Origin of the sequence: Anabaena sp. CCY 9613 (assembly GCF_963920895.1) — a bacterium.
Classification (GTDB): Bacteria; Cyanobacteriota; Cyanobacteriia; order Cyanobacteriales; family Nostocaceae; genus Cyanocohniella.
The window spans coordinates 52,136-71,461 of the sequence record NZ_CAWUDE010000021.1 but is presented as its reverse complement, the minus strand read 5'-3'; the positions used below and the strand labels follow the sequence as shown (position 1 = coordinate 71,461).

Genomic DNA, 19,326 nt, shown 5'->3' with positions numbered 1-19,326 from the left:
TTCGCCGCATTGATTTCCTCTCTGCACTCTCCGTATTTCTGTGGTATGCGGATATCCTGAGGGGCTTCTAACTAAAAAAATATCCCATAGGTGGGGTAGGCAGGGGATCAAGGAGCAGGGGGAAGACAACAAATATTATTTGCGTAACGCCTATAATCTATTCTTTGGAAGTCCCTCAAGTAGTGTATTCGGCGTTAATCTTCACATAGTCATAACTCAAGTCACAACCCCAGGCTTTACCAAAACCATGACCATTGCCAACATTAACGGCAATAATCACTGGATTATCAATTCGTTGAGCCTGAATAATACTTCTATCAACAGACAAATCATTACTATGATTAGTGGCCACAAAATCTTGAGGTAAAGAAGATTCAGCCGCAATTTTTTTCAAATATGCACTCGCCGCTGCCCGATCAAAGGGTAAAGGTTGACCATTCTCTAACAGTAAAAAATCTCCTAACTTAATTTGCAGGTTATCTTGCTCAAAAAGTACACCTGCGCGTCCAGCAGCTGCCGCAATTCTTCCCCAGTTAGGGTCACGTCCAAAAATTGCAGACTTCACTAAAGATGAACCTGCAATGGTTTTAGCGATTTGACGAGCGGAAACTTCATCCTGAGTTCCAGTTACTTGCACTTCAATTAAGCAGGTTGCACCTTCGCCATCACGAGCGATCGCCTTGGCTAAATGCTGACACACTGCTGTTAACATGGCTTCTAATTTCTCGGCTTCTGCCCCCATTTCCGTAATTGCCGGGGTGCGAGATTGACCATTAGCCAGGGCGATTAAACTATCATTGGTGCTGGTATCACCATCAACGGTAATGGAATTGAAACTTTTATCAGCGGCTCTACTTAACATCTGTTGCCACAGGTGAGATGAAACTGCGGCATCACAAGTCACAAATGCCAGCATAGTCGCCATGTTGGGATGAATCATCCCTGAACCTTTGGCAATACCACCAATGCGGACTGGGCGTTGGCGCAGCCCGCCGGAGGCATCGCCTATGGTTGTCTCTAAAGCAATAGATTTTGTCACCAAGTCTGTGGTGATAATTGCCCCAGCCGCCGCATCTGAACCTGTTTCCGAAAGGGCTGCTACTAGTTTGGGAATGCCACTACGTAAAGCATCCATTTTGATCCGTTGACCAATCACGCCCGTAGACGCTAACAAAATAGATTCAGGGGAAATACTCAACTCCTGCGCTAATAATTCGGCACTTTCTTGAGCATCACGAACACCTTGAATACCTGTGGAGGCGTTGGCTTGTCCGGCATTACAGAGAATCGCACGAGCGCTATGTTTAGCTTGCAAGCGTTGACGACAATAATCTACACAGGCGGCTTTAACTTGGCTAGTGGTAAATACACCAGCTGCGATGGCCTCTGCTTCTGACCAAATTAATGCTAAATCGGGTAATCCTGAAGGTTTGAGTCCTGCTGTAATTCCCGCTGCCCGATATCCTCTAGGAGCTGTCACTCCACCTGTGATTTCTTGCCAGTCTGCCATTTTTATTTTCCCCACAACTTTGAGCTGCTTGACTGGCGATTATACCAAGTCTTTACTCATTAATTAGTGGTTAGTTTTTAGTTATTCATAACTACTGACTGGACAGTAAAAATACTGTGCATGAAATAAGGAGAGCCACATGGGCAGCTCTCCAGATCATCAGGGTGCATCTACTTAGCACAGTATAGCATTTTTGCCATGAGGAGTAATACCCATTATTTATTTTTTTGTATAAATATTGTTAAGAAATTTCCCGGTCATTACTTAAGTGAAAATTCTTAGATGCGGCTTGGTAGAAAGATTGTATGGTTAGCCCATGACTGGGATACTCAACCACAGCTAACTTACATCCTACCCAGAAGCGATCGCCATCGGGAGTGGTGAAGATTTGCTGACGGAGGGTAGTTAAAATATTACTCAGGCGATTGATCGTTCACTTCCACTTTTGTCAACCCAGATATACCCACTACAAATTCCCCACGACCCCAGGCTCTGAGCATCTTTCGCTGTCATCAGTAACATAGGAGTGGTACAGCCGCTAGAACGCAATCGCTCACAAAAGGTAAAAGGTAATCCCATCTATGTTTTGGCAGTCCCACATCTGTGATCATCAAGCCGTATTCTGTAGCTTGAGTATACTCCCAACCCATTTGTCCATCTTGAACCATATCAACAACATAATGTTGCTTGGTAAGAGACTTTAACAATACACTCGCTAAAACTTCTTCATCCTCAACTAGCAAAATTTTCATTCGACCTATCCAACTACAAACTGCAATATAAAATCCGACTAAATTTTTGCAGTAAATCTTTACTATTCACAAAACATCTGCTGAAATAAATTTCACACTACACCATATCAATTGTTCACACATTCTTTAACAAGTCCTACAAGTAAGATTCATTTGTATTCATAAAAGATTATATTAAAACCCAAGTTTACAGTAAAAATAAGTACATAGAGATATAGATAGCATTTTAACTAATGCTATCATAATAGTCTATCAATTAAGTACTGGATTTTTAAGTATGACTTTAGTTATAGAATCTACTCTAAAACCCTTAAAAGACTACGCTTATGAGGGGATTGAAAAACATCTACATAAAACTTTAAAATGGGAGAAACCAGTCAAGAAAGATGAAGATACGGAAGCGTTACACCAAATGCGAGTCGGGATGCGACGCTTACGTACAGCAATTAGCAGGTTCGATATTGCACTAAATTTGCCGAAGCCAGCTAGCGATCAAAAAATTGGTAAAATTGCTCGTTGTCTTGGTAAACTAAGAGACTTAGATGTCCTAAAAGAAACGCTAGAAACTAATTATCAGCCACATTTACCGCCCAAAGAACAGGAAGCCTTAAAAACAGCTTTCGATGCTTTAGCGAAACAGCGAAAAGTTGCCTTTTCTAAAGTGCAGACAGTATTAAAAGATGAAGATTATAAATCTCTTAAAGATGCGTTGTCAGCATGGCTAGAAGAACCTAATTACCGACCATTAGCATCTCTACCTATTCAACAAGTTCTCCCAGATTTACTATTACCTGAAGTGAGTAAATTTTTACTCCATCCAGGCTGGTTAGTGGGAACAAAAGTAGGAGATGCAGAAGTAAAAATTTGTACAACTTGGCAAAAAAAACGCATAGAAAAAGAGTTGATCAATAAAGGCGAAAGTCTGCATGATTTGCGTAAACAAGCCAAACGTGTACGCTACCAAATGGAGTTATTTACTGAATTATATGGCGAATCTTATAAAGCCTATATTGAAGAGGTAAAAAGTATCCAAGAAATATTGGGAAATATGCAAGATAGTGTGGTTATGGATGAGTGGCTGATGGATGTATTTAAGTCAGATTTCCACACAGATTTGCCGACCTTAACTAATTTGTTAAAAGAAAATCGTTACGAATATTGGAAGCAGTGGCAACCTTTGCAAGAGCGATATTTAAAATCGGAAAACAGGCATAATTTTCATTTAACAATACTGCATCCTATGCAAGAAAGCTCTTTATCAAGCGATGAGCCTAACGATGAACAGAAAAACTAAAAGACCCTTCAAGCACGAGGCATGAGGGGACTGGGTTCTAGTCTGTATCTATCTGTCTAGAAAAGTTTCTATGGCGGAAAACCCGCCTACAGAAATTTTCGCTGCCAGTGCAGTCTTGAAATTTTACTCAATGAGCAACTGGCGTGCAATTTTTAAATAAAGTTGACTAGTAAAACTAGCCAATTAATCTTTGCCAACTCGCTGGGCCGACAATTCCATCAGCAAGTAAACCATTTTGCCTTTGATATGCTCTAATAGCTGCTTCTGTCATAGGCCCGTATACACCATCAACAGTAGCACCTACACGGTATTGTATGTATCTCACAACTGGGCCTCCAGCATGGTTGGGTCTAACTATGCGTTTAGCTAAAATTAGATTAATGGCATTCCATGTGTTTGTATCTGCAACCCCAGTGGGTGAAATCCCGGCAATATTTTGAAAATTGACAATTGCAGAGTTAGTTGCTGGCCCCATAATGTTATCTGCGACTAAAGCCCTACCATTTCTATCAGTTATTTTTAATTGGGTTAAGACTTTTTGTAGTCTGAGGACTGAGGTGTCTGTATTCATCTCTTCATCAGGCACTGCATTCACAGGAGTGCTAGGCACTTGACCCGTTAAACCCCTGACAATGGCATTAGCGGTTGCCTCTGGTTCAAAAATATTCATATCTCTTGGTGAATCGAGGAAGCAGCATTCCACAAGAATTGCAGGCATATTAGTATTTCTGAGGACGTATAAGTGGGAACCACTCTTAACCCCACGATTAAAAAATCCCAATCTGACAATTTCATTTAAAACGGGTTGAGCAATTCTTCTGCCATTATCACTAGCGGAAAATACTTCCGTACCATTAGCTTGTCCATTAAAAGCATTAAAGTGTATTGAAACAAAAACCTCTACTCTGTTGGTGTTTGCCGTATTCACTCTTTGCAACAGTGAATTTGTTACAGAAGTAGATCTTGCGGGTTGGCAAGGGATGACTTCATGTCCTAAAGCTCTGAGCTTAGAGATAACCCTATTGCCGACGTCTAAAGTTAAACGATCTTCAATTTTTATCCCTACAGCGCCAGTGTCTGGGGGAGAATTATGTCCAATATCAATTCCATATTTCATCTGCTGATCCTCTACTTATTTTTTTCCAACCCTTTACTGTTATTCAGGTTATATATAGTAAATTTAGTTTCTTACTGTTAACGCAACCTGATAAACATATTGTCTGTGATAAAATATAATCTATAGAATTGATTTTGTACCAAAAAACTTAATTTACATATATTTTTTAATATTACTATAGCACTTTCAAAAAGCTCTATTTTAGAGATATATCACCTCTAATCCTTTAGGATAACTGATATTTGTCTAAAGTAAATAGATATTCCATATTTTCTGAATATCGGGAAAAGAGTTTTTCTAACATCATTTAAATAATAACGCCTCATGAAAGCAGATAACAATAATAAATTTACCTAATTCTAGACCCATAATAAATTTGCATGACCCAGAAGTATTCAATAATTGCCAATCGAAAATCCCAAATGGTATGACTTTGTACCTTTAAAAGAATAAACTTAAAACCTAAATTTGAGGATTAAGACGTCATATATATAGTAGTCAGCTTTGATTTTTGATAGCTTGCTTGGGGTAAGCAGGCCATAAGCAAGGCTATTGGAGTTGTACTGAGTTTGTAAGCACATGGCGCAGGCTATGCCAACAACAATCAAATGGGATTCTTATATGTGCATTACATCTTAACTGTTGGGATAGTCCAATCCATGCTTTGTTTCCCTATCCAAAGCATCAAGCATTCTCTCTCGCCAACAATTGGGGCTAAAGCGCCACTTTTGCTCATATCCCACTAAATTGTACAGTCTCATTTGTGTCACTTTCATGACTGATTTCCTTTTGAGGTCAACATTGAAGGTTTCAGCTACCGCAGCTGATGCGAAACAACTGCGGAATACGACGTTATCTATGTTAATCGATTACATAATGTATACTGGTTGCCATCAAGCATTGATGTTTGAAATCTCACTCAAATGAAATATATAGCTTTGGCATTGCTCTGGATGCTCTCTAACGCAGTAGCACTACCAGCAACTGCATCTGTGTGCCGTAATTATCATGGTCAACAGATTTGTATTCTCAGTATCAATCGCAGTGCTAAAAATTATTGGGAATACAAGGCAGTGGTCAGTGTAAATAAAGTAAAAATACCGATGGCAGTTTACAACTGTCGTGAGCAGGTGAGGATTCAACAAGACGGCAATATTGTAGAATTTGCCCAAAATGGCCCTGGGAAGCTGATATGCAGTTTTTTCCAGAAGTTGTAAGTTAATCTAGAGCATCAAGAATTTTATTGAAACTATAAACAGAATTGTCTGGAACTGATGGAAATAGTTGTGGCATCGGTTCTAGACAGGCACTAATGTTCTGCTTAATTTCCCACTCATTGGCGGTTATGTGTAAGTCAAAATCCAGCCGCTGTAATGCTTGTGATTGCGCCTCAAAACTACTGTTTGCCATTGACGTGCCCTTGCCAATAGTGTTTCATGAATTATTGTCTCCTCTAAATCCCCGGCCGACTGGGAAAAGATAACTAGCTTGAAAAATTTTTTCTAGTTTTCCGGAATGGACTTAACTCAGGTGGTATTACTTAACAGTACAGCGCTTTATACAGAACTTCTATAACTACACTTTCGGGGAATATATCCCCACTGCATTTATCAAAAGCCCGGCCATAACGGTCGGGCTTTTGACTGCCATAGCTTTCTTTGGGGGGAAACACTATACCCCTAGTTTTCAGTAAATTAGCAATAAACTATCTAAGAGGCAGTTATGACTTCTGTGAGACCGTCAGTTGAAGATTTAGTGCTAGTTACTGGTGCTACTGGTGGCGTGGGACAACTTGTGGTGGGAAAGTTACTGGAAAAAAACTTGCCCGTTCGGGTGCTGACACGCAATGCGGTAAAAGCGCAAAAGATGTTTAATCACAAAGTGGAAATTGCTGTTGGTGATATCCGCGATGCCAATACACTGTCCGCAGCTATGCAAGATATTACGTACATCATTTGTTGTACTGGAACTACTGCCTTTCCTTCTGCGAGATGGGAGTTTGACCCAGAACCTAACTTGATGGAATGGGGAAAAATTTTTTTAGACTCTGAGTATAGAAATGCCAAAGCCAAGAATAGCCCAGCAAAAGTAGATGCTGAAGGTGTCAGTAACTTAGTAGCCGCGGCACCTCCCCATGTGAAGCGGTTTGTTTTTGTGTCTTCCTGTGGAGTTCTCCGCAAAAATCAGCTGCCTTTTAGTGTTCTTAATGGTTTCGGTGTGCTTGATGCCAAACAGAAGGGAGAGGAAACCATCATTGATGCGGGATTGCCCTATACAATTATTCGTCCGGGACGTTTAATTGATGGCCCCTATACTTCTTACGATCTCAATACCTTACTACAGGCAACCAGCAGAGGTAAGCAGGGTGTAGTCGTGGGTACAGGTGACACGCTATTTAGTGACGCCAGCCGAATTGATGTGGCGGCGGCTTGTGTGGAATCTCTTTTCTACCCATCGACGGTAGGGCAAACTTTTGAGTTGGTCAACAAAGGAGTCAGACCACCTGTGATTGACTGGGAGAAACTTTTCTCTCAACTTGATTAAGCAAGCGATCGCTATTTTAAAAATGCATAATTTAATTTTTATGCTACAATCCTCGGATGGTTTGCAAAGTCCGCCCCAAGTTTTTGGGTTTATTCCCAAATGGGGCGGTGTTTCTTGTTTTCAGCAAATTAGATATTGAAATCCGTAAATAAGGTGATTTTGTTATTGGTTGTATAGTATTTTTGGTGCAAGTTCGTCTAAAAATATCAACCAATGAAACAGATCTTCAATCAAATATTTAGTATAAAGAAATACCTGATTAGCCTAGCTTTACCATTGCTGATGGTAATTCTGGGTTTTTGTGTATTGTCTGCACCTGCGTTAGCTACGGGTGTGTATCAAATACCAGATTTGACAACAAAAGACCCCCAATGGGTTATCGACCAAGGTGAAGTTATCAGCCGCATCAATGAAGGTAAAATTGGTAGCACCTTTGAGGATTTGGCCAAGCAAACAGGTAACGAAGTAAGATTTGTAACTATTCGCCGTCTGGACTATGGAGAAACACCAGAAAGTTTTTCACAAGCACTATTTGAAAAGTGGTTTGCTACATCAGAAGCTCAGTCTCATCAGACTTTGTTAGTACTGGATACAGTGACCAATGGTATTGCTATTGTCGCTGGGGATGAGTCCAAGTCTTTGCTGACTGACTCAATTGCCCAAAGCGTGGCTGATGAAACTATCGGTGTGCCGTTACGGGATGGTAATAAATATAATCAGGCATTTTTAGACGCAAGCGATCGCCTAGCCGCAGTTCTAGCTGGCGAAGCAGATCCAGGCCCACCGGAAGTGGTGGAAACTGTCCAGGTAGAAGGCACATTTACCAAAGCAGAAGAAACTGACCAAGGTAATGCTACTGCTTGGGTGGTAGGACTGTTAATTGCCGCCACCGTTATCCCGATGGCGACCTACTATATTTACCAGATAAATCAACCATCACCTGATGAGCAACAGGAAAAGTCTTCCTGAGGTTAATCTTGGACATACTCAAGCCCTGTTACCAAAGCCACCTCAGCACGCACAAATTCTCGGCCTAAATAGGACGCATGGTCTAACTGGGTGACTGGACAGGGCTGAGTTTCTTCAAAAATCTTGACGCACAGTTCCTTCGCCGTCCTACCGCTAAACACTATTGTGTGAGTGCGTTCAACTTTCCCCTTGGCTGGAATTACTTTCCCGGTTTCCGGATCGACGGCTAAACCTTGATCATCAATGACATTGGTGAAATGCTTGGCATAAATTAAACTAGCACCTCGATCCAAATAGATAATGAAATATCCACCGGGGTCAAGGTCAATATGACGCTGAGAAAGTTTATTATCAATTGCTGCCAAATCTTCAAGTATTAAATCCATAAACCTGTTAAAAATCAAAATTCTCTCTCCAGGGTTTTTACACCCATATCAAGTGTAATTCCTATCTTCCATTTATCGGATTTAAATTGGCAAGCGATTAATATCTTTGTTGCGACCAATAACAACCATTGCCGAACCACGTTCTAGACGCTTGGTAGGGTCAGGATTAATTTGGAATTTACCATCTTGACTGACAGCTAGTAAATTCAAGCCAAAGCGGTTACGAAGTTGCAGTTCCGAGACAGTTCTGCCATGAAATTCATCAGGTACAATCATCTCGACAATACTATTTTCTGGATCGAGGTCAAAACGATCTAAGATAGATGGCTTAGTGAGTGAACGCGCTAAAGCACAGCCCGCTTCATATTCAGGAAAAACAACATGATCTGCCCCTACTCGTTTCAATAGCTTTCTGTGAACTTCACTAGAAGCTTTAGCCACTACATGGGGGACACCGCCTTCTTTGACATTCAAAGTAGTAATGATACTTTCTTGAATGTAGTTACCAATTCCTATAATTACTGTATCAAATTCAAACATTCCCGCTTCTTTAAGAGCCGCTGGTTCAGTTGAATCTAGTTGTAAAGCGTGACCAACTATCTCATCATGTAGTGCTTCTGATACTCGCTTTTCGTCAACATCTGTTGCCAAGACCTGGTAACCTAATTGATGTAGTGTTGAACAAACAGATCTACCAAAGCGACCCAAGCCAATCACCGCAAATTGGTGGTTATCTCTACGCAAACTGCGAAAAAAGCCTATTGATGACAGATTCACATTTGTATTCCTTATTTTGACTCCCTGTATCTAGGGCAAAAAAACGGTAAAACCGAAATTATTAAAGATTTTATTTTTGCCTTCTCATTGATATTTTATCAGTTAGTCATGAGTCGTTAGTTATTAATTTTTCATCCCTTTGATCTATCCCACAAGTAAATTTTCTTCAGGATAATGAACTCTAGTCGGGCGTGGGTCTCCTAGTACAGCAGCCATCAGCAACAAAACACCTACACGTCCTACATACATTGTGACAATTAAGACTAACTTTGCTGGGATGGAAACACTGCTAGTAATACCTGTAGAAAGACCTACAGTAGCAAAGGCTGATACAACTTCAAACAAAATTTGAATAAAATCCAATGCTGGTTCTGTAAGTGCAATTAAAATTGTAGAAAAAAGCACCATAGCTACGGAGCCTACTAGAACACCTACAGCTTTTAAAATTAACGAAATTGCTACTTTGCGCTCGTATAATAAAACTTCTTCTTTTCCTTGAAGTATTGATTTGGTACAACTGGTTAGAACTCTGAGTGTTGTAGTTTTTATACCACCTCCTGTTCCTCCGGGACTGGCACCAATAAACATAAATGCAATTGTAATAAATAAACCAGCTGTAGTCATTTGTCCAATATCAATGGTATTAAAGCCAGCAGTTCTGGTGGTAACTGATTGAAACCAAGCTGCCAGAAATTGGTGATAAAAATTCTGTGTTCCTAAAGTATCAAAATTTTTTGTCTCAATAGCAAAAAAAGCAATTGTGCCCAGAAAAAGAAGTATTAAGGTCGTACTAGATGCTACCTTAAAATCTAAAGAGAACACTAGATTTGTGGTTTTTTGCAGCAGGCGATCGCGCACCCAAAGATAAGTCTCTAAAATTACCTGATAACCAATGCCACCAAAGATTATCAACATGCTAATAGTGAATACAACTAGTAACGATGACTGATATCCAATTAAGCTATCGGGAAACAAACCAAAACCTGCATTATTCCAAGCAGAAATACTATGAAAAATAGCTAACCAAAGACCTCGACTCCATCCATAATCAGGCACAAATACAGGCAAAAGCAAGAAAATACCTGTAATTTCAAAAATCATAGTTGTGGCAATAATTGAACGAATTACTTGAGTACTGCCTTGCATACCAGGTCTGTCTAAAGTTTGTTGAATCGCTACTTTTTGCCGTAGATTAAACTTACGCCCGACTAAGGTAATCAGAAAAGTGGTGGTTGTCATGTAGCCCAAGCCGCCAATTTGGAACAACATGAGAATAAATAATTGACCCCAAAAAGAAAAATCCGTACCAGTATCAACTACAGCTAACCCAGTCACGCAAACTGCGGAGGTAGCCGTGAACAGCGCCACAATCGGATCATTCCAAGTACCGCTACTAGTCGAGAAAGGCATCATCAGTAGGATAGTTCCTACGGTGATGACAGTTAAAAATCCTAAGCAAACTGTGCGAGAAACAGTCATATCAAGTTAAAACGCATATATTCTGCCAGAGATGATCAATGAGTTGACCCACCTGAAACTCAAAACACTCTTATTCAATTAAAAACACACATGGTAGCCTACCAGTAGGTTTATTTAAATTCGGCGTTGTTTTAACACTGCTTTCTTCATGAGTGCAACACTTTACCAGCAAATACAGCAATTTTACGATGCTTCCTCCGGGCTGTGGGAACAAATTTGGGGAGAACACATGCACCACGGTTACTACGGTGCAGATGGTAGCCAAAAAAAAGACCGCCGACAGGCTCAAATTGACTTAATCGAAGAACTGCTCAAATGGGCAGATGTACAAACAGCAGCAAATATACTCGATGTAGGTTGTGGCATTGGTGGTAGTTCTCTTTACTTAGCCAATAAGTTTAATGCTAAAGCAACGGGTATCACTTTGAGTCCAGTACAAGCCACTAGAGCCAAAGAACGCGCCCGGGACATTGGTTTAAGTGGTAGAAGTGATTTTCAAGTAGCAGACGCCCAAGCAATGCCCTTTGCTGACGATTCCTTTGACTTGGTGTGGTCGTTAGAAAGTGGTGAACACATGCCAGACAAAACTAAGTTTCTCCAAGAGTGCTACCGAGTATTGAAACCAGGCGGCACATTAATTATGGTTACTTGGTGTCATCGCCCGACAAATAACGCACCTTTGACAGCAGATGAACAAAAACACTTAGAAGATATTTACCGAGTGTATTGTTTACCATACGTGATTTCGTTACCAGAATATGAAGCGATCGCCCGTCAACTTTCATTAAACAATCTCCGCACAGCCGATTGGTCAACAGCCGTCGCCCCATTTTGGAATATAGTCATTGATTCAGCATTCACCCCCCAAGCCATCTTCGGGTTACTCACCTCCGGTTGGCAAACCATCCAAGGCGCTTTATCTCTCGGATTAATGAGTCGAGGTTACGAGCGGGGGTTAATTCGCTTTGGCTTATTGCGCGGTACTAAATAAAAGAGGTGGGGAGATGGGGGAAATATTTTTGTTCTTGTCCCCTTGTCCCCTTCCTTGTCCTCAATCCCTCATCAAAAATCACTATGAGTCAAATTTCTGAACAAAAATCTCCTAAATTACAGGGCAATTGGCTTTATGCATTTTGGAAGTTTTCCCGCCCTCACACAATTATTGGCACCAGTTTGAGTGTACTGGGTTTGTATTTGATTGCCCTTGCTATTAGTTCCACTAGTTTTGCTATTGAGCAATTACTTTCCGTCTTCGGTGCGTGGATTGCTTGTTTATGTGGCAATGTTTATATTGTGGGGTTAAATCAACTAGAAGACGTTGAAATTGACAAAATTAATAAGCCTCACCTACCTCTAGCATCTGGTGAATTTACCAGGGCTGAAGGGCAATTAATTGTCATGTTTACTGGCATTTCGGCGCTGGTTATAGCGTGGTTCACAGGGCCTTTTATATTGGGAATGGTGGCTTTGAGTTTAGCCATTGGTACAGCTTATTCTTTACCGCCAATTCGCTTAAAACAATTTCCCTTTTGGGCAGCATTATGTATATTTTCAGTGCGGGGAACAATTGTCAACTTAGGGCTATTTTTGCACTTTAATTGGGCATTAGAACAAACCCCATCAATTCCGCCTGCGGTGTGGGTGCTGACAGTATTTATTTTGGTATTTACCTTTGCCATCGCCATCTTTAAAGACATCCCCGATATGGAAGGCGATCGCCTCTACAATATCAGTACTTTCACCATCAAACTCGGCCCGCAAGCTGTATTCAATTTAGCACTTTGGGTATTAACTGTTTGCTACTTAGGAATGGCCATAGTTGGTACACTACGTTTTGCAGAGGTTAACTCAGTATTTTTGGTCATTGCTCATCTAGTAGTGCTGGCTGGGATGTGGATGCGGAGTTTATCAGTAGACTTGCAAGATAAAAGTGCGATCGCTCAGTTTTACCAATTCATTTGGAAACTGTTTTATCTCGAATACATCATGTTCCCCATTGCCTGTTTGTTAGCTTAAAATTATGTTAGAAAATTTGCAAATAGCTGATATTTTTGCCATTGTCGCTGTTATTTTCAGCATCGCCATACTCGGTTATTTTGGTGTAAAAACCTTAATTACATCTAACCGATTTCAAAAAGGGGTAAATCTTTATCAACAAAAAGATTATCAAGGTGCAGAAGCAGCTTTTCGTCAGGTAATTAATATCAATTCAACTAATGATGTAGTGCGCTTATTGCTAGGAGATGTTTTAAAAGAACAAGGCAAAGTAGAAGCAGCCACAGCATTGTTTCAAGAAGTAATTCAACGCAGCCCCAAAAATCCTGATGCTTATTTGCGTTTAGCCAATATTCTCATGCAACAAAATCAGCCAGAAGAGGCAAAAGCCAATTTACAACAAGCCAAAAACTTATTACAAAAACAGCGCCAACCAGAAAGAGCCGCAAAAATCACTCAACTCTTAGAAAAAATCAGCGCTAAATCCAGTTAATATTCGCGCCTTTGCGCCTTTGCGCGAAATAAAAAAATGACCAAACAACAAAGCAAAGTCTACCTAGTAGGCGCTGGGCCTGGAGATGTCACCTACCTCACAATAAAAGCCTACAACCTCCTAGCACAAGCTCAGGTATTAATTTACGATGCTTTAGTAGACGACCAATTATTAAAATGCGTACCACCTAATTGCTTAAAGCTAGATGTCGGTAAACGCGGTGGTAAACCCAGTACACCCCAAACTGAAATTAACAAATTACTAGTAAAGCACAGCCAACAAGGAAAACAAGTCATCCGACTCAAATCAGGCGATCCCTTTATTTTTGGGCGTTGTACTGCCGAAATTGAAGCGTTAAAAGCCGCTAATTGTGAATTTGAAGTAATACCAGGAATTTCCTCAGCCTTGGCTGCACCATTACTAGCAGGAATCCCCCTCACAGATACAGTACTGAGTCGATGTTTCGCAGTGTTAACAGCCCATGAACCAGAGGTGTTAGACTGGGAAGCATTAGCGCGATTAGAGACATTAGTCGTATTGATGGGTGGCAAAAACCTAGCGGAAATTGTACACCAACTACTACGACACGGGCGATCGCGTCTCACACCCATTGCTATTATCCGTTGGGCAGGTACACCACAGCAAGAAATTTGGACAGCCCAACTAGAAAATATTCTCCAACACACAGCTGACTTATCTCTTTCGCCAGCAGTCATCGTCATTGGCGAAGTTGTGGGGCTACGTCATTACTTACAAGCTGAGAAAATATCTTCAGAGGACAAAAATTTTAAACCCCAACTCATGTCTACTAATCACCTTCCCCTCACAGGTAAAACCATTCTCGTCACCCGTGCATCTGGACAATCGAGTGAATTTAGCGATCGCCTCACCGCCTCAGGTGCTACTGTAATTGAAATGCCAACGTTAGAAATTGCCCCGCCTTCCAGTTGGGAAGCATTAGATCAAGCGATCGCCAATCTAGCAGATTTTCACTGGTTAATTCTCACTTCTACTAATGGTGTAGAGTACTTTTTTGAGAGATTAATCACTCAAGGTAAAGATATTCGGGCCTTAGCTCAGGTCAAAATTGCCGTTGTTGGTGAAAAAACAGCCCAAAGTCTGCAAAAACACGCCCTTAAACCTGATTTTATTCCCCCCAACTTTGTTGCTGACTCTTTAGTTACCAACTTCCCCGAATCACTCCAGGGTAAAAAAGTTTTATTTCCCAGAGTAGAAACTGGTGGACGAGAAATTTTAGTCAAAGAATTAACCGCCCAGGGTGCAAATATCATCGAAGTGGCCGCATATCAATCTTGCTGTCCTAGTAGTATTCCAGAGTCAGCAAAACTAGCTCTCCAAAATCGCACTATAGATATCATTACCTTTGCCAGTTCTAAAACCGTACAATTTTTCTCACAACTCACAACAGACATATTTACCAACCCTTCCCAAGTGTGTATTGCGTCTATCGGCCCGCAAACCTCAAAAACCTGCCAAACCGTCTTCGGACGTGTAGACGTAGAAGCCGAAGAATACACTTTAGATGGCTTAACCCAAGCCCTGATAAAATGGGCAAAAAATTCTTAACTCACTTTGTACCTTTGCGCCTTTGCGTCTTTGCGTGAGAAAAAAATCTCCTTCTTAATTCATGACTAAACGCATCATCGGCTTAACCGGAGGTATTGCTACAGGTAAAACCACCGTCGCCAATTACATAGCCAGCACTTACAACATCCCAATTTTAGATGCAGACATTTATGCTAGAGATGCCGTAGCTGTAGGTTCTCCCATTTTAAGTGCGATCGCCCAACGTTATGGTCAAAAAATTTTATCACCAGATGGCAGCCTCAACCGTCAACAACTGGGTGAAATTATCTTTGACAATCAACATGAACGCAGTTGGCTAGAGAATTTAATTCATCCTTACGTAAGCGATCGCTTGATCAACGCAATTGCTGAATCACCCTCTCCCATACTAGTGTTAGTTATCCCTCTACTATTTGAAGCTCAGATGACTCATCTAGTAACAGAAATCTGGGTTGTATATTGTTCTGATTCACAACAACTGCAAAGATTGATACAACGAAATCATCTAAGTGAAAAACAAGCTCAAACTCGCATCAATAGCCAATTATCTCTTGCAGAGAAGGTAGCTAAGGCTGATGTCGTTTTAGATAACTCCTCCACCCCAGAAGCACTACTACAGCAGGTAGATCTAGCCTTCACAAGCAAAATTAGTAGTTAGGATGGGATTTGTCTGGCAAGATAGACAATTGTGATATATTAGACACATAATTTATTTAGAACTTAATTAATATTCCCAAGGGTTATTTCATCCAACTTTTACCCGCAAAGCCTAATAAAGTTCGCTACTTCTCAAAATAGCAATACCTTGAAATATCAGTAACATCATATCTGCTGTATCTAAATCAGACTTTTAGTAATTACACTGTGGGCTTGGCGTTTAATACTACTGTAGATTGTCTGATTAGTCTTCATGAATTTAGTACAACATCTTTGTCTAAATGCAGAATGTCGCATGACCGGAGGTAGTTAATCAGAATATCAAGACCTAACAAGGATCAGGCAAGGTTAGTATCATCGGTAACACAGACCAAATCTGGTAATTCATAAAATCAAAGATTCTGAGTAAAATCTTCAAGAAAATTCATCACGAATTTTGAATTTGCTTTTAAAATTACTGTTAAGTATGTTGAAACATACATTTTAAACATTTATATATTCCCACTTTGATAGTTACAGGGGTATCTAGTATTTCAGACAACTTAGAGAAAGATAAATATACTCAAAACTTTGGAAATTTGTTATTGCCCAAAATCATAATTTACTGAGAAAGTATTATTTTTGTAGACATAAGATGGAAAAATAACCTATGTTTTTTGCCAAAAGAAATTTTAAATTGAATTTTCTTTCTTTGAGTGGGCTATCTTTAGCTAATTTTACGGGATATCTATCTCAAAAGCAGCAAATAACGCACGATTACAGTCAATTAGTTCCAGGAAGAGACTATGTATTTGAATTAATCAATGAAGGAACTGAAGGACAAATGACCGGGGTAGGTAAAGGAATTAAACCCTTGGATTATATTATTTTGCAACACGGATCTGAATCTTACCGATATCAAGTTGAAGCAATTGATTACTACTTAGATCCGCCAGATATGTGGATGGCTTTACTAAAACCCTTACTAAGTAAATCAATTTAATTAAATATATAGTATTGGAGGATGCCACTAAATTTTTGGCTTAAAAATTTACTCACTCTTGAGCTTTTGTAGGTATTGAGAGTTATCAAAATAGCGCTTTCTAAACTAGAGTGCAATACGCTACCAACGTTTACTACGTAGTACATTAGAGACAGCTTCCCTTGGGTATCCCTAATGTGCAGAAAAAAGTAATATTTATTTAATATTAGATAGTTATTAATTCAATACAGATAGTATAAGATACTAAACTAATTTGTCAGCTATTTTACCAATAATTATGTTAAAAAACTTAAAAATAGGGGCTAAATTTAACTTACTTTTGCTATTGGTTTTCATTGTCAGTGTTTTAGTTAGTGGTGCTGCTCTCTCAAATGTACTTCAGCAAAAGGCACAAAATGAAGTAACTTCTCAAGGTTTCATTTTAATGCAAACCATGAATGCAGTCAGAAGTTATACACAAAAACAGGTAAATCCCCTCTTAGCAGCTAGGTTAGAAACTGAAACAACATTTATCTCAGAAACAGTACCAGCTTACTCTGCTTCACAAGTATTTACTAATTTCCGGGCAAACCCAGAGTATCAAAATTTTCTTTACAAAGAAGCAACTCTTAATCCTACTAATCTCCGGGATAAAGCAGATATTTTTGAAACTCAACTTGTAGAGCAATTTCGTAAAGATTCTAACAAAAAACAACTTGTAGGATTTCGCACATTACCTGAAGGACAAGTATTTTACGTTGCCCGTCCACTAAAAGTTCAAGAACAAAGTTGTTTGCGATGCCATTCTACACCAGAACAGGCTCCGAAAAGTCAGTTGATAACTTATGGTTCAACAAATGGTTTTGGTTGGCAACTCAATGAAATTGTGGCTGCACAAATTATTTCTGTTCCTTCTACAGAAATATTTAATAATGCTCACCGGAGTTGGTTGCTAATTATGGGGATTTTAGTTACCATCTTTGCTATCTTAGGTCTATTAATTAATTTTTTAATTAAGAAAACTGTAATTCAACGGATTAAAAGAATAGAAAAAACAGCTCAAAAAGTTAGCACTGGTGATATGAGTGTTGATTTTACTGAAACATCTTCTGATGAAATTGGTGGATTAGCAGCAGCTTTTAATCGGATGAAATTTAGTTTGAAAATAGCTATGGATATGATTAATGAACAAGGAGAATAGTATTTAATTTAAGTCAAACGCTGCTGAAACTGTGATGCTTCTTGAGGGTCACTAATGTGCCTTGCTAACTTTTCTACAAGTTCAGATCGAGATATCTGTGGTGAAGACTTTACAGCTTTTTGCACTAGGACAATAGCTATAGGGCCAATTAAATTAGTCAGTTCTTGTTCGCATTGATGTAAAAAACTATCATTGATGGTTTGCTGGGGAGTGCTTGATACAGAATTTAATGTTAGTTTTTGAGTGCCCGTAGTTTCATTAAGTAATAGTAAGGTTTTTTGCTGAAATTCACTTTGTTGATCTACTGGTACATGACTTTGCAAACTATCTATTAATTCTTCGTAACTAGAAGCTGATGCTGTAGCTTTTCGTAATAAAGTTGTTGCTACTGGCCCAACCAATTTTAACAAGAGGCTTTCTAGGCGGTTATATTGTTCGGTAGTAATCAGAGAGCCGGCTTGATGTTCAATAGCCTGCTGGGGTAATTGTGCAACTTGAGGTAATGGTGGTGTAAAAGTTGATGATATTTGAGTTGACTGATATTGAACCCCTCCCAGTAATTCCTGAAGTGCCTGCATAACATCCGTTGCCGTTTGGTAACGTTCTCTTAAATGGTGCTGTACCATCTTAGATACAATGGATGCGAGTTGATGATTCACATTAGCTTGATGCTGCCAAACAATTTCTCCTGTATGAGGATCTTCTTCTAGTTCTCTAGGAGACAACCCCGTCAGGGCTTGGATACAAATAATACCCAAAGAATAAATATCGCTACAGGGACGGGGTTTACCTCGCCCTTGTTCTATAGACATATATCCTGGTGTACCAATAGCAACAGTATTCTCTGGGTAACCTAAAGTTGTTAGCAGTTGAGTTTGGAATTGCTTGACTGCACCAAAATCAATCAGTACTACTTTGCCATCTTCTTGACGTCTAATAATATTTTCTGGTTTGATATCTCGATGGATAACTTGATAACTGTGAATAAATGCCAGGATACTCAAAACCTGCTGCATCAGTGAAATTACTTGCTCTTCAGTCCAGCGTTGACCAGATAAAAGTTCTGCTTTGAGAGAATGCCCTTGAATCAACTCTTGTACTAAAAAGAACTCTTCATTGTCTTCAAAGTAAGCTAAAAGTCGAGGAATCTGGTCATGGTGTCCCAGTTGTTCTAGGATGGTGGCTTCATTAGCGAATAGCCGTCTGGCAGTTTCGAGAAATTCAGGGTTATGGGTGCCAGTTTTAAGATGTTTGACAACACACTTAGGGCAACCAGGTCGGTGGGTATCATTGGCGATGTAAGTTTGACCAAATCCTCCTCCACCTAAAACCTGAAGGACTTGATAACGCCCATCTAATAATTTTCCTAACATTGTGTATTTTGTTTCCGTCCTTACATTCATCTTGGCACAAGCAGCAGTGTTATTGGCAAAACCAAAATGAGACAGAAAATCGGCTTTTCATAAATTATAGTTGCTCAATATTGCTGGGAACTGGTGAAAACATTGGCCGTCTAGAGTCAAAGTAAAACTCAAGAGTTAGGAGCGATAAATTATGAGTTCTTAATTCAAAATTCTATCAATAATCTGATCTTGCTCCCGTAT

Annotated in this window: 19 protein-coding genes; 11 read left to right on the top strand and 8 right to left on the bottom strand. The window is 39.8% G+C overall.

The features are described 5' to 3' along the window. Positions 1–175: 175 nt before the first annotated feature. Positions 176–1,510, bottom strand: coding sequence for a bifunctional ornithine acetyltransferase/N-acetylglutamate synthase (gene argJ / locus ACM0OT_RS20700; RefSeq protein WP_414566282.1), 1,335 nt, complete (start codon positions 1,508–1,510; stop codon positions 176–178). 512 nt (positions 1,511–2,022) lie between these two features. Next, entirely contained in the window at positions 2,023–2,262 is a 240-nt protein-coding gene (locus ACM0OT_RS20695; protein WP_414566281.1) for a response regulator, read from the bottom strand. 277 nt (positions 2,263–2,539) lie between these two features. On the opposite strand from ACM0OT_RS20695, the gene ACM0OT_RS20690 reads away from it, so the two are divergent. Next, on the top strand, positions 2,540–3,556 hold the full coding sequence (locus ACM0OT_RS20690; protein ID WP_414566280.1) for a CHAD domain-containing protein: 1,017 nt from the start codon (positions 2,540–2,542) through the stop codon (positions 3,554–3,556). A 175-nt stretch (positions 3,557–3,731) separates the two neighbouring features. On the opposite strand, the gene ACM0OT_RS20685 is transcribed toward ACM0OT_RS20690, so the two are convergent. Beyond that, a complete protein-coding gene (locus ACM0OT_RS20685) occupies positions 3,732–4,673 on the bottom strand; it encodes an N-acetylmuramoyl-L-alanine amidase (protein ID WP_414566279.1) in 942 nt (313 codons plus the stop codon). A gap of 923 nt (positions 4,674–5,596) precedes the next feature. Here ACM0OT_RS20685 and ACM0OT_RS20680 point away from each other — a divergent pair. Next, positions 5,597–5,890 carry a hypothetical protein gene (locus tag ACM0OT_RS20680; protein WP_414566278.1) on the top strand — a complete coding sequence of 98 codons (294 nt, stop codon included), beginning with the start codon at positions 5,597–5,599 and terminating at the stop codon, positions 5,888–5,890. Between the two features lies 1 nt (position 5,891). Here the strand turns inward: ACM0OT_RS20680 and ACM0OT_RS20675 are convergent, their stop codons facing one another. Further along, a complete protein-coding gene (locus ACM0OT_RS20675; RefSeq protein WP_414566277.1) occupies positions 5,892–6,083 on the bottom strand; it encodes a hypothetical protein in 192 nt (63 codons plus the stop codon). A gap of 312 nt (positions 6,084–6,395) precedes the next feature. On the opposite strand from ACM0OT_RS20675, the gene ACM0OT_RS20670 reads away from it, so the two are divergent. Then, the gene (locus tag ACM0OT_RS20670) at positions 6,396–7,217 is read left to right on the top strand and encodes an SDR family oxidoreductase (RefSeq protein WP_414566276.1); all 822 of its coding nucleotides are present in this window, start codon (positions 6,396–6,398) and stop codon (positions 7,215–7,217) included. 213 nt (positions 7,218–7,430) lie between these two features. Beyond that, positions 7,431–8,186 (top strand): photosystem II repair protein Psb32, encoded by a 756-nt coding sequence (gene psb32 / locus ACM0OT_RS20665; RefSeq protein ID WP_414566275.1) that lies wholly within the window; start codon positions 7,431–7,433, stop codon positions 8,184–8,186. Positions 8,187–8,188: 2 nt separating this feature from the next. On the opposite strand, the gene ACM0OT_RS20660 is transcribed toward psb32, so the two are convergent. The 3 genes from ACM0OT_RS20660 to ACM0OT_RS20650 all read right to left on the bottom strand — a co-directional run bounded on the left by ACM0OT_RS20660 (position 8,189) and on the right by ACM0OT_RS20650 (position 10,828). Beyond that, positions 8,189–8,572, bottom strand: coding sequence for a DUF4346 domain-containing protein (locus ACM0OT_RS20660; RefSeq protein WP_414566274.1), 384 nt, complete (start codon positions 8,570–8,572; stop codon positions 8,189–8,191). Positions 8,573–8,653: 81 nt separating this feature from the next. Next, the gene (locus ACM0OT_RS20655) at positions 8,654–9,349 is read right to left on the bottom strand and encodes a potassium channel family protein (protein ID WP_414566273.1); all 696 of its coding nucleotides are present in this window, start codon (positions 9,347–9,349) and stop codon (positions 8,654–8,656) included. A 144-nt stretch (positions 9,350–9,493) separates the two neighbouring features. Then, positions 9,494–10,828: a TrkH family potassium uptake protein gene (locus ACM0OT_RS20650; protein WP_414566272.1), complete on the bottom strand. Its 1,335-nt coding sequence runs from the start codon at positions 10,826–10,828 to the stop codon at positions 9,494–9,496. A 148-nt stretch (positions 10,829–10,976) separates the two neighbouring features. Between ACM0OT_RS20650 and ACM0OT_RS20645 the strand changes: the two genes are divergently transcribed. From ACM0OT_RS20645 to ACM0OT_RS20615, 7 genes are all read left to right on the top strand, one after another. Next, the gene (locus ACM0OT_RS20645; RefSeq protein WP_414566271.1) at positions 10,977–11,819 is read left to right on the top strand and encodes a methyltransferase domain-containing protein; all 843 of its coding nucleotides are present in this window, start codon (positions 10,977–10,979) and stop codon (positions 11,817–11,819) included. A gap of 83 nt (positions 11,820–11,902) precedes the next feature. Next, positions 11,903–12,844: a homogentisate phytyltransferase gene (locus tag ACM0OT_RS20640; RefSeq protein WP_414566270.1), complete on the top strand. Its 942-nt coding sequence runs from the start codon at positions 11,903–11,905 to the stop codon at positions 12,842–12,844. Positions 12,845–12,848: 4 nt separating this feature from the next. Then, positions 12,849–13,316, top strand: a complete 468-nt coding sequence (locus tag ACM0OT_RS20635) for a tetratricopeptide repeat protein (RefSeq protein WP_414566269.1) — start codon at positions 12,849–12,851, stop codon at positions 13,314–13,316. 36 nt (positions 13,317–13,352) lie between these two features. Continuing rightward, a complete protein-coding gene (cobA, locus tag ACM0OT_RS20630; protein WP_414566268.1) occupies positions 13,353–14,903 on the top strand; it encodes a uroporphyrinogen-III C-methyltransferase in 1,551 nt (516 codons plus the stop codon). A 61-nt stretch (positions 14,904–14,964) separates the two neighbouring features. Next, entirely contained in the window at positions 14,965–15,561 is a 597-nt protein-coding gene (coaE, locus tag ACM0OT_RS20625) for a dephospho-CoA kinase (RefSeq protein WP_414566267.1), read from the top strand. A gap of 648 nt (positions 15,562–16,209) precedes the next feature. After that, positions 16,210–16,542: a hypothetical protein gene (locus tag ACM0OT_RS20620; RefSeq protein WP_414566266.1), complete on the top strand. Its 333-nt coding sequence runs from the start codon at positions 16,210–16,212 to the stop codon at positions 16,540–16,542. A 277-nt stretch (positions 16,543–16,819) separates the two neighbouring features. After that, a complete protein-coding gene (locus tag ACM0OT_RS20615) occupies positions 16,820–17,722 on the top strand; it encodes a c-type heme family protein (protein WP_414566265.1) in 903 nt (300 codons plus the stop codon). An 8-nt stretch (positions 17,723–17,730) separates the two neighbouring features. Here ACM0OT_RS20615 and ACM0OT_RS20610 read toward each other — a convergent pair whose 3' ends face one another. Then, positions 17,731–19,095, bottom strand: coding sequence for a protein kinase domain-containing protein (locus ACM0OT_RS20610; RefSeq protein WP_414566264.1), 1,365 nt, complete (start codon positions 19,093–19,095; stop codon positions 17,731–17,733). Between the last annotated feature and the right edge of the window lie 231 nt (positions 19,096–19,326).